The sequence below is a fragment of the Neobacillus sp. NPDC097160 genome, from assembly GCF_044762155.1.
Taxonomy (GTDB): domain Bacteria; phylum Bacillota; class Bacilli; order Bacillales; family Cytobacillaceae; genus Neobacillus.
Window position 1 is genome coordinate 25,004 of the sequence record NZ_JBIWDU010000002.1, and the last position, 14,829, is coordinate 39,832.

Annotated in this window: 12 protein-coding genes and 1 riboswitch; all 12 genes read right to left on the bottom strand. The window is 40.3% G+C overall.

The window, feature by feature from the left end; all coding sequences use genetic code 11:
• Nucleotides 1-12: 12 nt before the first annotated feature.
• Complete coding sequence (locus ACIQXV_RS02085; RefSeq protein WP_402955341.1) at nt 13-516, bottom strand: DoxX family protein; 504 nt, start codon at nt 514-516, stop codon at nt 13-15.
• Between the two features lie 329 nt (nt 517-845).
• Nucleotides 846-1,532: a glycosyltransferase family 2 protein gene (locus ACIQXV_RS02090; RefSeq protein WP_402955344.1), complete on the bottom strand. Its 687-nt coding sequence runs from the start codon at nt 1,530-1,532 to the stop codon at nt 846-848.
• Between the two features lie 19 nt (nt 1,533-1,551).
• Complete coding sequence (locus ACIQXV_RS02095; RefSeq protein ID WP_402955347.1) at nt 1,552-2,841, bottom strand: glycosyltransferase family 2 protein; 1,290 nt, start codon at nt 2,839-2,841, stop codon at nt 1,552-1,554.
• Between the two features lie 181 nt (nt 2,842-3,022).
• Nucleotides 3,023-4,018 carry a homoserine dehydrogenase gene (locus ACIQXV_RS02100; protein ID WP_402955350.1) on the bottom strand — a complete coding sequence of 332 codons (996 nt, stop codon included), beginning with the start codon at nt 4,016-4,018 and terminating at the stop codon, nt 3,023-3,025.
• Nucleotides 4,019-4,093: 75 nt separating this feature from the next.
• Nucleotides 4,094-4,205, bottom strand: a riboswitch (SAM riboswitch).
• 75 nt (nt 4,206-4,280) lie between these two features.
• Nucleotides 4,281-4,952, bottom strand: a complete 672-nt coding sequence (locus ACIQXV_RS02105) for a GNAT family N-acetyltransferase (RefSeq protein ID WP_402955353.1) — start codon at nt 4,950-4,952, stop codon at nt 4,281-4,283.
• Between the two features lie 4 nt (nt 4,953-4,956).
• Nucleotides 4,957-5,637: a GNAT family N-acetyltransferase gene (locus tag ACIQXV_RS02110; RefSeq protein ID WP_402955356.1), complete on the bottom strand. Its 681-nt coding sequence runs from the start codon at nt 5,635-5,637 to the stop codon at nt 4,957-4,959.
• A gap of 87 nt (nt 5,638-5,724) precedes the next feature.
• Entirely contained in the window at nt 5,725-6,579 is an 855-nt protein-coding gene (locus ACIQXV_RS02115) for a carbon-nitrogen hydrolase family protein (RefSeq protein WP_402955359.1), read from the bottom strand.
• Between the two features lie 118 nt (nt 6,580-6,697).
• Nucleotides 6,698-8,074 carry an argininosuccinate lyase gene (argH, locus tag ACIQXV_RS02120; RefSeq protein ID WP_402955362.1) on the bottom strand — a complete coding sequence of 459 codons (1,377 nt, stop codon included), beginning with the start codon at nt 8,072-8,074 and terminating at the stop codon, nt 6,698-6,700.
• Nucleotides 8,075-8,280: 206 nt separating this feature from the next.
• Nucleotides 8,281-9,492 carry an argininosuccinate synthase gene (locus ACIQXV_RS02125; RefSeq protein WP_402955365.1) on the bottom strand — a complete coding sequence of 404 codons (1,212 nt, stop codon included), beginning with the start codon at nt 9,490-9,492 and terminating at the stop codon, nt 8,281-8,283.
• A gap of 82 nt (nt 9,493-9,574) precedes the next feature.
• Nucleotides 9,575-10,543, bottom strand: a complete 969-nt coding sequence (gene argF / locus ACIQXV_RS02130) for an ornithine carbamoyltransferase (protein WP_402955368.1) — start codon at nt 10,541-10,543, stop codon at nt 9,575-9,577.
• Nucleotides 10,537-13,764, bottom strand: a complete 3,228-nt coding sequence (gene carB, locus ACIQXV_RS02135) for a carbamoyl-phosphate synthase (glutamine-hydrolyzing) large subunit (RefSeq protein WP_402955371.1) — start codon at nt 13,762-13,764, stop codon at nt 10,537-10,539. Before carB ends, argF begins: the two co-directional genes overlap by 7 nt.
• On the bottom strand, nt 13,751-14,827 hold the full coding sequence (locus ACIQXV_RS02140) for a carbamoyl phosphate synthase small subunit (RefSeq protein WP_402956304.1): 1,077 nt from the start codon (nt 14,825-14,827) through the stop codon (nt 13,751-13,753). The genes carB and ACIQXV_RS02140 overlap by 14 nt, the downstream gene beginning before the upstream one ends.
• Nucleotides 14,828-14,829: the final 2 nt, after the last annotated feature.

Genomic DNA, 14,829 nt, shown 5'->3' on the forward strand with positions numbered 1-14,829 from the left:
ATATAGAACTCGTTACTGCTGATGATTCATTTTAACGCCTTTTACATGAACCTTTTTGAAATAGCCCTTGATAAATGGTACTGTGTAGCGGTCAAGACCAAAGAGATAAGCACCAGTTCCTGCGAATAATAAAATCATTGCTGCAGTATAAAGAATTGGGTTTGTGCTAGTTGTTCCTGCAAGCATAAAGTTTAAGTTCATGAAGGCTCCGGCAATTAATGCTGGGATAGTAGCTAAACCAATGATTAATCCTAAACCAACCAATAATTCTCCCCAAGGGATTAAAACGTTAAAGATATGAACATTTGGTACTGCGAATTGTTGTAAGAAATCTGCGTACCAGCCTTGGACTGCTGGATGATCACCAGTTGCATTTGCAAGTGCTCCTTTTAAGAATCCACCTGCGTCAAATCCGCCTGTTAATTTATGATAACCTGCCTCAATCCATTGTAATCCAAGCCATACCCTTAATACTGTCCACACAACTGCTGCTTGAGGGGTTTTATACCATCTCATCACAATCATCTCCTATTAATTTTTGTGAAATAATTCACAAATTAATGTAAAAATAATTTCTTTCCCCATTTCGACTAGGGGCGATCAGCTAGCTGTTTCTTGTAGTGAAGGTTTGTGAATTGTTTCACTATCTTCTCTACACTTATAATATACTCTGCCGTTATTAAAATGACAACGACTTTCACAGTTTCTTAACATATTAATGTTAGAAATTTGAATAGAATGTGAACTTAATAAGTTGCTAATGTTAGAAACTCAAAAGACGGCATCTAAAACGTGATGCTGTCTCTTTTTTAGTCCATTTCATCTCAGAGCCTCTCCTTATTTTCTTATGTCTTGCTTTTTGACACGATTGACTGATAATCATCTGTATAACCGACTAAGTCGCCCCATTCCATCAAATCTTCATCAGAAATCTTCCAAGTGTGTTGTTCTGAGTCTTGGCGAATGACAGCAAAATGGCGGGGATCGGTAGAATAAACTTGATAACCTTCTTTTTTAGATTGATCAATAAAAAAGTAATCTTCGGCACGATTCACCTTTTCAAAGCGGACATAATAAAATATATCTTTACGGAAAAGTAAAGTCGCACCGGCAACAGTATCCGTAACTGAGTTTTCAGTACCTTTAACATGTATTAATGCCTTTTTATTTTTGAAATAAATATAGTACGAGCTTTTGCCGACAATCGAAACCTTTTTATTATTAAACGCATCCATTGAACTGGAAATATATTCAGGACCGTAATAGTCATCATCATCAAATTTCGCTATAATGTCATAGCTTGCGTTCATTACCCCAAAATTTAAGCAGTCGCCTAAGGCTGCTTTTTCATGTAATTGAAATACCTGTACATTTGGATAATTCCTTGCCTTTTTGATCCATCGGTCAATATCTATCGTGTCTTTATTCAAGATTATAATTAACTCTTTATCCTGCCAGGTTTGCTGTTGATAATTATTAAAAACATTATCGATACTTTCTTCTCTTATGGTGCACGTTATAATGGAAACCACTTTTTCACTCCTTCTATGATTATGATTTTATAACTTGATTTATAAAGTTTGTTAAATTAGGATAGTCGCTTAGACTTTTTATATCATTAAGGAGCTCTTTTCGATCCTCTGAGCCGAAGCCTGCAGCCCCTAAGATATTGAAATGACGGATATCGACCTGGAGCATAAGAATAATGGTTTCAAGGATGAGGATGAATTTTTCTTCGAATTTTTGAAATTGCTCCGGCCTAGATTTTCCAAGTATTTTATATTCCCTTAGGATATTATTCATCGTTAATAAATCCGTGAGTCCAGAAAGCTCTAATCCTAGAATGAGGATATCAACATCATGATGTTTTATCGTAAAAAGGCCAAAGTTCCCGACTGCCTCTCTCCATTTGCTTTCCCCAACCGGATGCTCCTGATGGTAGGTGAATAATTGATCGCTGACAATATTTTGAGCACCCATTTTGTATAATCGGTATCCTAATTCCCAATCTTCGTAACCGTAATGGAAAAACTCTTCATCAAATCCTCCTGCCTTAACGATCATTTCTTTCCGTATAGAGACGTTCCCTGTTAGAAAGGCCATCCATGGAAATGCAAACCCTTCTAAATCTGCACTGAAATTTCGGATAATCTGCCGAAACCATGGAAATGATTTAAACGCTAAATCCCTATAGGTTTTTCTTGCGAAATCGCTTTTCTCTAATAATGAATATGGTTCATCATAATGGGTTTTACGATTTTGGAATCTCGTATATATTTCTTTATTATTTTTTGTTAAATCTGCAATGGTGTCTATTTTTTGCTCAGAGAAACTGGGGAAAACACATGTATATAGTGCTTTGGAATGCATAACCCCTGACAAAATCACGTTATTTTTGGATTGATGATACTTATAGTGATTTTCAACAAAATCAGGTTCCGTGATCATTTCCGCATCTAGAAAGATCAAAATGCTTCCCCTTGCAGAACGAACACCTAAATTTCTGACCTTTGCTCTTCCCAGCTTTTGATTACTATGGATATATTTAAAGTGATAGGGCGGAGAGTAGCCTTTTAGTTTTTCTTCCGTTTGGTCTGTTGAGGCATCATTAATAAAGATGACTTCCATTTTTGCAGGATTAAAGGTTTGGAGTTCAAGTGAATAGAGGGAAAATAGATTAAGTGGATATTTATTTTGTGACGGCATAATAACACTGACTTCAATGTCTTGATCAATTTTATTTACCGATGAACCTTCAGTGTTACTTTTTTGGGGACTTTGCATCATCTCTTTTTGTGTACTTTCTTTTTGTGTACTTTCTTTTTTAAAACTTCCTGACATGACGCACCCCTTCAATTTTTGTTTTATCAAATAACTAGTCCATTTGGTCGAGCTTTTACACAATATGTTTACCATTTAGTTTTGACTAAACTTGAGCCCAGTTTTGTTAATTTCGTTTATTTTTTATTGAAAGCAAAGAAAAAAAGAGCTTGAGGACTCTTTTTTTCTGGAGAAATTTCTATCATGTTGTTAATGCCGTTAGTCGAGGGGCTGGTGCATTGTTTTTACACACATAAACCAAATCTTCGATGATAGCACTTGCAGTTGGAAACATTCCAGCACCTGGTCCTTGCAGCGTGATTTCACCCACAATATCAGAGTGGACACTGACAGCATTCTGAACCCCTTCCACATGGTAAAATGGATGCTCCTTTCCAACAAGGACCGGCTTTATGGTTGCTTTAATCTGATTTCCCGACTTACTTATTTGGGCAATATGTTTATACCGTAAGCCTAATTCTTCAGCTTTTTCAATTAATTCACTTGTAATAGCGGTAATCCCTTCACGCTCAACATCATGCCAGTTTGGTTCCTCTCCAAAGGCAATCCGGCTAAGAATCATCGCTTTATAAAAGGCGTCATAGCCCTCAATATCATTTGTCGGGTCAGCTTCAGCAAATCCGTTTTCTTGGGCTAAGCTTAGTGCTTCGGCAAATGACTGCTTACCCTCCCGCATTTCGGTCAGGATAAAATTCGAAGTTCCATTTAAGATTCCTTGAACCTGTTGAATGCGATTGATGTTTAATAATTGTCTAAAGGTTTGAATTACTGGGATTCCCCCTGCTACCGTTGCTTCAAAACCAACCGATACATTATTTTTTTCTGCCAGCTCGAGCAGCTCTTGTCCATGATGGGCAAACATCTCTTTATTCGCTGTAATAATGTGACATCCCCGTTCGATGGCCTTTTTCAAAAATGAAAATGTTGGGTCCTTGTCCACGATGGCTTCAATGACAATATCAAGCTCCGGCATATTTAGAATGTCTTCAAAATCTGTAGTAAGGAGAACATCCTCACTGACGTTTCTTTCCTTCTGCTTATTTTTTATTAGGACAGCGGCAACCTCAACCTTTTTACCCAATACCGCTGTTAATTCCTCCGCATGTGATTGAATCGTCCGATAAACACCTTCCCCAACTGTTCCAAAACCTAGGATTGCCACTTTTATTACAGTCATTGTCCATCCACCCCTATTTAGATATTTTTTTTAAAACAGGAAAAGCCCTCTTCATAAGAAGAGGGCAGAATCCTCCTCTTATCTGTCAGGTTAAAAATAACCTGCAGGAATTAGCACCTTTTCAAGGAATACCTTGAAGGTTGCCGGGCTTCATCGGGCCTAGTCCCTCCGCCGCTCTGGATAAGAGTTGTATTTAGTTTCATTAATTTACCAAGTTATAAAGAGAATGTTAGCTGAATCTTCTGTCAATGTCAATAGATTTTTATAACGGTAATAAAGCGATTGATTCTATTGTCGTGATTTTTTCAATCATCTGGAGCCATTTCTGCGGTTTATTGGATAAAACCGAATAGTAAGTAGTCAGAAAATCCTTTACTAAAGCGGCTGGTAATTGACCAAACTCATCATCTGTTGGCATGAAACACAAATCAAGTCCCTCTACAGCCTCCCCAGTATTTTCCCAAGAAGGGTGAACATAAGTAAGATCAAGGCGCTTATAGCCTAAATGCGACAATACTTCCCGGCGCACATAGGGGTCCATCACCTTAACGCCGCCAAATTCGTGATGTTCTACTCGGTAAGGATCATAGATTTCTGCAAACATTCCGAACAACACTTTGCCATTTTCTTTGGCAAGCTGGTTTAAATCCTTTAAACGGTTTTGCGCTAAAAATCGTCCAAGCCCTAATCCCGGTTCGCTGATAATGGTAAAATCCGTCATAGCAATATTCCAATCGGGGTAATATCGGTATTCCGTTGCTCCGACAACTTGGTCTGCTTTTGTGGCAACAAACACACGAATGCTTGGGTCTTCCAACGGTTCTTTCCAATGGTCATATTCCAATACTTCTTCCGGTGGGAAAATTTCTTTCATTAAATCATGAAGCTTTTTAAAATTGGGATCTCCAATACTGGTTATTCTTTTATATTCCATCGGCTTATACGCCCCCTTCTTGTGATTTAAACGGGTTCTTCCATTCCATTAAGGCTGCATTGTTGCAGGACTCTTCATCATCGAGATAATTTTTTGCAATGCCGACTGGTACACGGCCGCACCGTAGCAAAAAGCTAATGACGGGATCGTCTAATTCTCCACTAATGACCGCTGTTAGATACTCATTGGGGGTCATTTGATCAACCACATTATGATAGCCTGGCATCCTGCCTCCGCCCAGCAGTCGGGCATATCCCTTTTCAATGACTATATGGTACATCGCTTGCATCATTAATTTACCTAGCCCTAGTTTCCTGTATTGTGGGCGAACACTGATATCGACAATATACAATGTATCGCCATTCGGATTATGGCTGCGGATGTACCCGTTGTCGGTGATTTCTTCCCAAGAATGATTGAGATTATTTGGGTCAAACTCGACACAAAGACCTGTGAGCGAACCAGCCAGTTTCCCTGCAATTTCACAGCATAGCGCACCATCTGGAAAAATGGTTACATGATTCGTTAGCTGCTGTTTATTCCACCATAATTCGGCTGGGAAAGGCGGTGGAAAGCATTCAGACTGGATTTCAATGAGCTGATCAAAATCATTTTTGGTGTAATTGCGAATGATCGCCTTTACGGGCTGACCCTGGTCATATACATAAAATTCACTTCGATACACGGTTTGGTTTCACACCCCTTGTTATATCTAGCTACAACATTCATCTGCTAGTGGGCTTCGCTAAAAGTAAGCCCCAAGTTTTTCTAATTACCAATCGGTATAAAGGTCTGTTCTGCGGTCACGCCAGGTTGTGACCGAGCCGTGCTCGCGAACTTTATATAAAAGTTCTAAATCCAGATCGGCTGTTACAACCATATCATTATTAATTTCCCCTTCTACCAATATGCCTTTTGGCGGAAATGGGATATCATTTGGGGTTATTATTGCCGCCTGGCCAAAATTTGCCCGCATAAAATCGACTGTTGGCAGTGAACCGACAGTTCCTGTTAAGACCACATATACTTGGTTTTCCACTGCGCGGGCATGGCTTGTATATCGTACTCTATGAAAACCATGACGATCATCTGTGCAGGATGGACAGAAAATGACATCGGCACCCTTAGCTTTTGCCATGCGGACAATTTCCGGAAACTCAATATCATAGCAAGTAAGCAGTGCAATTTTTCCTTTATCCGTTTCAAATATTTGAAACGAATCCCCTGGCGCCATATTCCACTCGTTCACTTCTGTTGGGGTAATATGCAGCTTAGCTTGCTCACCGATCCTCCCATCTGGATAAAATAAATGAGCGGTATTATAGAGCTGATCATCCTTTTTAATAACATGTGTTCCTGCAATAATATGCATATTTGTTTGTTTTGCAAAATTCGAAAAGAGTTCACGGTATTGTTCAGTAAAGCTTGGCAGGTCGTCGATCGTTAGACTTTGCCCCTGTTCGCTGCCAATGGAGAGGAGCTGGGTGGTAAAGAATTCCGGAAACAGGACAAACTCCGCACCAAATTCTTCAGCCGTTTTTATGTAATGCTCGCATTGTGCGGCGAATTCCTCAAAGGATTGAATTGTATGCAGATGGTACTGCACAACAGATACTCTTAGTTTCATTTTTCTCCTCCAGTTTTGATTCTTTTAAAGGAATTATCTAATATTTTAGTATTTTATTCAAACTTCATCCCTTAATTAAATAATTAAAGCCCGCCAAGTAGCGGGCATTTAACATCAATTATTCTTGCAGTTTCCCTTCGGCAAGCGAGATTTGCTTCATCACCTGTTCAGGGGCTGTTCCGCCAAAGCTGTTTCTGACGGCAACTACATGCTCAGGAGCCAGTACTTTATAAATGTCTTCTTCAAATAATGGACTGAATCCTTGATATTCTTCGAAAGTTAAATCTAGCAAAAATTTATTAGCCTGAATCGCGTATAAAACAATTTTTCCAATCACTTCATGAGCTTCTCGGAATGGTAACCCCTTTCGTACTAAATAATCGGCAATGTCTGTGGCATTGGAAAAATCATTATTAATAGCTTTACGCATTACATCTTTGTTGACGGTCATCGTCTCGATCATTGGTGCTAACAGCTTTAATGAGCCTTCTAGTGTCTCCACTGTATCAAACATGCCTTCTTTATCTTCCTGCAAATCCTTGTTGTACGCGAGCGGCAAGCCTTTTAAAACGGTTAATAGGCCAATCAAATTACCATATGTGCGGCCGGTTTTCCCTCTTAGAAGCTCAGGAACATCCGGGTTTTTCTTTTGCGGCATAATACTTGAACCTGTGCAAAATGAATCATCCAGCTCCACGAACTGAAACTCCTGGCTCGACCAAATGACCAATTCCTCAGAAAGTCTTGAAATATGGGTCATAATGATGGAACCAATCGATAAAAATTCAAGTATAAAGTCGCGGTCGCTAACGGCATCCATGCTATTTGGATACACCGTTTCAAACCCTAGCAGCTCGGCTACACGCTCACGGTTAATCGGGAAGGTCGTCCCGGCCAATGCCCCGGAGCCAAGTGGAAGCCAATTAATTCGTTTAAGCGAGTCTATTAATCTCTCTTTATCGCGTTCAAACATCCAAAAATAAGCCATTAAATGGTGGGCAAAGGAAACCGGCTGGGCACGCTGCAAGTGTGTGTACCCCGGAAGTAACGTTTGAACATTCTCTTTCGCCTGCCCGATTAATGCTCCCTGGACATCCTCAAGCAATTTAATTAATTCCGTTGTTTTTGTACGTAAATAAAGATGCATATCCGTTGCCACTTGGTCATTTCGGCTGCGGCCCGTATGAAGCTTGCCGCCGACAGGGCCTATTTTTTCAATCAATAATTTTTCGATATTCATATGAATATCTTCATCTTCTACTAAGAACTCAACCTCATTATTTTCTACCATCTGTTTAATCGATAGAAGACCATCCTTAATTTTTTCGACATCCTCTACTGGAATAATGCCGCATTCCCCTAACATTTGTACATGGGCAAGGCTGCCGGCAATGTCCTCTTTTGCTAGTTTTTGATCAAAATTGATAGAAGCAGTGAATTCTTCCACCAATTTATTCGTTTCTTTCGTAAAACGTCCGCCCCATAGCTTAGACATGTATGTTTTCTCCCTTCAAACTGGGCAAATTTTAGTATTTATAAATTTTATCGGCGAATTTCGAGTGGATATCGGCGAATTTTTGATTATATCGGCGAATTCGACCACTATATCGGCGAATTTTCAATTATATCAGCGAATCGCAAAATACCTTACATTTAATAGAAGTTTGCCCCCGAAATTTAGCTTCGGGGGCACTGTCCAAATTATTTTACAACCGATTCTTTTTTATTTACCTCTGAATATACTTTCGTTGGTAAGCCCCAAAGCTTAATAAAACCAACTGCTGCATTATGATCAAACGCATCGCCTTTTGCATAGGTTGCTAGTTCCTCGTTATACAAGCTATGCGGCGATTTTCTGCCAACAACGGTATAATTTCCTTTATGAAGCTTGACACGAATCGTTCCGGAAACGGTCTTTTGCGTTTCATTAATAAAGGCATCAAGGGCCGGTTTTATTGGTGAATACCAGAGGCCTTCATAGATAATTTTTGCCATCTGCTGTTCAACCTGTGTTTTAAATTGAGTGACCTCACGAGTTAAAGTTAAAAACTCTAATTCTTTATGCGCATTGATTAAAATTAACGCTGCCGGATTTTCATATACTTCACGTGATTTAATGCCTACTAATCTATTTTCAATATGATCGATTCGGCCAACACCGTGCTTGCCTCCAAGCTCATTTAAGGTTTCGATTAATTGAACTAATGGCAGCTGTTCGCCATTAAGGGCAACAGGGACACCTTGTTCAAATTCAATTTCTACATATTCCGCTGCATCTGGTGTTAATTCAATCGGATTCGTCCAATCAAATGCTGCTTCCGGCGCCTCTTCCCATGGATCCTCAAGCACACCTGCCTCACAGGCACGCCCCCAGATATTAGCATCAATCGAAAATGGATTGTCTAAATCAACAGGAATCGGAATACCGTTTTCCTCGGCATAGGCAATTTCTTCATCACGGGTCATGCCCCACTCACGAACCGGAGCAACTACTTTTAAGCTTGGATTCAATGCTTGGATTGATACTTCAAAACGAACCTGGTCATTCCCTTTTCCAGTACAGCCGTGTGCAACAGCTGCAGCGCCTTCTTTTTCTGCAACCTCCACTAATAATTTTGAAATAAGCGGTCGAGAAAGGGCAGAGGATAGCGGGTATTTTCCTTCATATAAACAATTAGCTTTTAGGGCTGGTAAAATATATTCCTTCGCTAATAATTCCTTCGCATCCACGATATAGGCTTTAACGGCACCAACATTCAGTGCCTTTGTTTTGATTGCCTCTAGATCCTTACCTTCACCAACATCAAGACCTAAAGCAATAACATCATAACCATATTTTTCTTGGATCCATTTAACGGAAACCGATGTATCTAAACCACCGGAGTATGCTAAAACAATTTTTTCTTTCGTCATCTGTATTCTCCTCATGTTTTTTATGAATTTTTATTCAAACAATAGAATTATTATACAACAATTCTCATAAAAAATGAAACAATTAAGTTAATAAAAGTTTTAAAATTGCTTTTTGTGCATGAAGGCGATTCTCTGCTTCATCAAATACGACTGAATGAGAGCCATCAATGACCTCCGCGGTAACCTCTTCGCCTCGATGAGCCGGTAAACAGTGTAAAAAGATAAAATCGGCTTTCGCATGCTTGCATAAATTCTCATTAACTTGGAAGCCTCGGAATGCCTCTAATCTTAATGCAGTTTCTTCTTCCTGACCCATACTGGTCCAAACATCTGTGACGATGACATCCGCATCCTTAATAGCTTCAATCGGATCATTTGTTACCACAATTTGACTACCTGTCAATTTACCAGCCTGAATGGCTTTTTCGGTAATTTTTCCATTAGGCAAATATCCGGCTGGACTTGCGATGCTTATATCCATTCCTACTTTGACCGCGCCCTCCATTAATGAATGGGCCATATTGTTATTGCCGTCACCGATATAACACAGCTTTAAGCCGGCTAATTTACCTTTATGCTCTAAGATGGTCAGCAGGTCTGCCAACACCTGGGTTGGGTGCTGGAGGTCTGTTAATCCGTTTATAACAGGTACAGTTGCGTGACTAGCTAATTCTTCGACCGAATCATGTGAAAAAGTTCGAATCATAATACCGTCTACATAGCGGGATAATACCTTCGCTGTATCGGAAATACTCTCTCCCCTTCCAAGCTGGATATCTTTCGAGCTTAGGAAAATGGCATGGCCGCCGAGCTGCAACATGCCGACCTCAAACGATACCCTTGTACGGGTTGAGGATTTTTCAAAAATCATTCCTAACACCTTTCCGCTTAAATGCGGCTGTGGTTTACCTTGTTTTTGCAATGCCTTTAATTCCTGTGCCATATCCAGCATGTAGAGGATTTCATCTGTGCTGAAATCGGAGAGTTGTAAAAAATCTTTCCCTTTTAATTGTGTTTTTTCTATTTCACTTACTTTATAGGTTTCTACCATGTTTTTGCACCCCTTTTTTCTAAATCGTAAAACTCACGGACTGTTAGAACTTCAGAGTCTGATAAAAATTGACCACGTAATCCGATGATCGCCTCAACTGTATCTAAATGTGTAAACACAGGGACTTTGTAACGTACAGCATGCTCACGAATTTGAAAACCAAATTTTTGCTTTTGTCGTCCTTGGTTCGGAATATTAATGACAGACTTAATGGGCTGGTTTCTGAAAAGTTCATTTACTTCTTTTTCATCCTTGACTACACATTCAACAGGAATCCCATTGTTTTGAAAATACCTCGCTGTTCCCTCTGTCGCAGCAATCTTATAATCGAGTTGGCAAAGTTCTTGAACAATAGAAAGACTTGCCGGTTTTTCTCGATCAGATATAGAACAAAACAGATAATTTTCTTCTGTATTTTCCCCAAGCGCGGGAAACGCTTTTTCAAGTGCTGCTTGATACGTTACGCCCATCCCAAGAACTTCCCCTGTGGACTTCATTTCCGGGCCAAGCACATGATCCACGCCTTTCAGCTTACTTGATGAAAATACGGGAGCTTTGACGGAATAGTAATCCGGCTCAGGGAGCAAACCTTGAACTTCAGATAAATCGGTTAACTTTTCTCCTAATTGGACTCTTACAGCCCATTCAATCATTGGAATACTTGTTACTTTACTAATGATCGGCACTGTTCTTGACGAACGTGGATTTACTTCTAGCACATATACCTCGTCATCATAAATAACAAATTGAATGTTCATCATGCCGATCACTGGTGCTGATGCAGCAATTTTTTCTGCATAATGAATGATGGTTTCTTTAGTTTTTTCAGACATCGAGATTGGCGGGAACACCGAAATACTGTCACCAGAGTGAACACCGGCTTTTTCAACATGCTCGAAAATTCCCGGAATAACGATTGTGCAGCCATCACTGATCACATCAATCTCAGACTCAAGCCCAGGCATAAATTTGTCGACTAATAACGGCCACATCTCAGCATGAGAATTTTCCTCCAGCTGAATGATATACTGCTTTAATTCCTCTTCTGAAAAAATCGTAAACATCGCTTGACCGCCGATAACGTATGATGGCCGTACTAGAACCGGGTAGCCAAGAGTAGCCGCAGCCTCAATTAGTTCTTCCGGCTGGGAAACGGTTTTACCTTCGATATGCGGGATATTTAAGTCTTCTAAAAGCTGATAAAATTCCTTTCGATCTTCAAGAAGATTTATATTTTCAACTGTTGTCCCTAAAATGTTGACGCCCTCTTCTTTTAACTCATGTGCCAAATTAATTGCCGTTTGTCCGCCGAACTGAATCAATACACCTTCAACCTGCTCTTTTTCAATAACATGAAGGACATCTTCAGCAGCAAGTGGTTCAAAATAAAGGCTGTCAGCTATAGAATAATCGGTACTAACAGTCTCCGGATTGTTATTAATGACAACTGCCTCATAGCCTTTTTTCTTGATGGCTTTTGCGGTGTGGACGGAGCAGTAATCAAATTCAATGCCCTGGCCAATCCGAATCGGACCTGAGCCAATAACGAGAATCTTTTTCTTGTCCGTTATTTCTACTTCATCAAAGCCGTGCCAAGTCGAATAGTAGTAAGGAGTTACAGCATCGAACTCTGCAGAACAAGTGTCAACCATTTTATAACCTGGCTTCCAGTTGAGTTCTTTCCACTTGTTTCTGACCTGTTTTTCCGGGATCGTAAACATTTGCGCTAACAGCTTATCAGCAACATTATTTCGTTTTGCTTCTTTCAGCAGTGTTATGGGAACATTACTCCATTGATAGGAGGCTAGTTCTTTTTCTAACGCAACGATTGAGCTAATTTTGTGCAAAAACCATGGGTCAATCTCGGTCAACTGTTGAACTTTTTCAAGTGAGATCCCTCTTCGGAATGCTTCAGCAATAATAAATAATCGTTGATCATTGGCCTTTTCAAGCAGTTCAAAAAGGACTCCTTCACGTAATGATTTATTTACATCTCGACAAAGTCCATAAACGTTCATTTCCATCGACCGAATTGCTTTATTTAATGCCCCTTCAAAGGTCCGGTCAATCGCCATGACCTCTCCCGTTGCTTTCATTTGTGTCCCAAGCGTCCTGTCTGCTTCAGGAAACTTGTCAAACGGAAAGCGGGGCAGTTTTACCACAATATAATCAATCGCCGGCTCAAATGAAGCAAAGGTGTTACCTGTTATCGGATTGATAATCTCATCGAGGTGATACCCAATGGCACATTTGGCTGCCATTCGGGCAATCGGATAACCGGTTGCCTTTGAAGCAAGTGCTGACGAACGGCTTACCCTTGGGTTTACTTCAATGATGTAATATTGGTTCGATTCCGGGTGAAGGGCGAACTGGATGTTGCAGCCACCAATAATCTTTAGTTCTCTGATTACTTTTATCGAAACGTCACGGAGCATTTGATATTGAACATCTGTTAATGTCTGCGATGGTGCGACAACAATGGAATCACCTGTATGAACACCGACAGGATCCATGTTTTCCATGTTGCACACAATGATGCAGGTATCATTTGCGTCCCTCATGACCTCATATTCAATTTCTTTCCAGCCCTTAATGCTTTTTTCGACTAAAACTTGTTGAATTGGACTTGCTGCTAAGCCCTTCTTAAGGACGATTTCGAATTCTTCATTATTGTAGGCAAAGCCGCCTCCTTCTCCACCAAGGGTATAGGCTGGGCGAATAATAACCGGAAAGCCAATTTCTTTAACAAAGGCTGCCCCTTCTGCAAGGCTGTGAATGATCGCTGATTCCGGGATCGGTTCACCGATTTCAAGCATCAGGTTGCGAAACTTTTCTCTGTCCTCACCATTTTTAATCGATTCAACGGAGGTGCCAAGAAGTTCCACATTGTATTTTTCTAAAATGTTTTGTTCAAAAAGCTGAACGGTTAAATTCAGACCCGTCTGGCCGCCAAGGGTGCCAATCACTCCATCCGGCTGTTCTTTTTGAATGATTTTTTCAATGGTTGCCACGTTTAGCGGTTCGATATATACCTTGTCGGCAATGGCCTCATCCGTCATAATTGTTGCCGGGTTATTATTGATTAAAACGACCTCGATCCCCTCTTCTTTTAGGGCGATACACGCTTGGGTACCGGCATAATCAAATTCTGCTGCCTGGCCAATGACGATCGGGCCAGATCCGATGACAAGTACTTTTTTCAGGTTTTTATTTAACGGCATAGACTTTCTCTCCTAATGAAGCTAACTGTTTTACGAAATCTTTTAAAATATATTCTGTATCGCTTGGCCCCGGATGGGCTTCCGGATGAAATTGTACCGTTTGGATTTGATAGCTTTGATGCTTTAATCCTTCTATCGATTTGTCATTCACATTTCGGTAGGTGACATCAAAAACGTTCTCATCAATACTGTCATCAACGACAACATACCCGTGATTTTGGGCAGTAATTTTTACCTTTCCAGTGTTAAGCTCCTTAACCGGATGATTGCCGCCGCGATGGCCATAGGCGAGTTTCGTGGTTTTGGCTCCATAGGCAAGAGCAATAAGTTGGTGTCCTAGGCAAATTCCGAGTGTCGGGTAGGATTGGGTAATTTTTTGAATTTCAGGGAACCACTTTTTAAGTTCCATTGGGTCGCCAGGTCCGTTGCTTAACAGGACACCTTCCGGATTAATGGCTTTAATTTTTTCAAAAGAAGTATTGTAAGGCACAATCGTCACCGCACAATTTTCTTCTAATAGGGCATTTAGAATGGATTTTTTATAGCCAAAATCCATTAAGACTACATGCGGTCCGCGGTTTTTGAAAAATTGCGTCTTCTTCGTTGATACTTTTTCTACCCATAATGGCAGCTTTTCTGCTGTGGAAAAGTTTGCTTCCTTTGTATTGCTTAAGTAACCTTTGACTGTCCCGCGGCTGCGAATTGTTTTGACAAGAAGTCTTGTATCAACCCCCGCAATTCCGGTAACCCCTGCCTGTTTTAGTTTTTCTGAAAATTTATTAATTGATTGATAATGGCTCGGTGTTTCACATAAATCACCTATAACGACCCCCGATAAGGCAGGTGTAATACTTTCATCATCCAGTGCATTGATTCCATAGCTTCCGATTATCGGATAACAGAAGGTTATGATTTGACCGGCGTACGAAGGATCAGTGATGATCTCCTGGTATCCGGTCATGCTCGTGTTAAAGACTACTTCTCCGTGTGAATCCATTTCTGCACCGATTAGGACTCCTTCAAATACTTCTCCCGTTTCCAAAGTAAGATATCCATTCTCCAAAA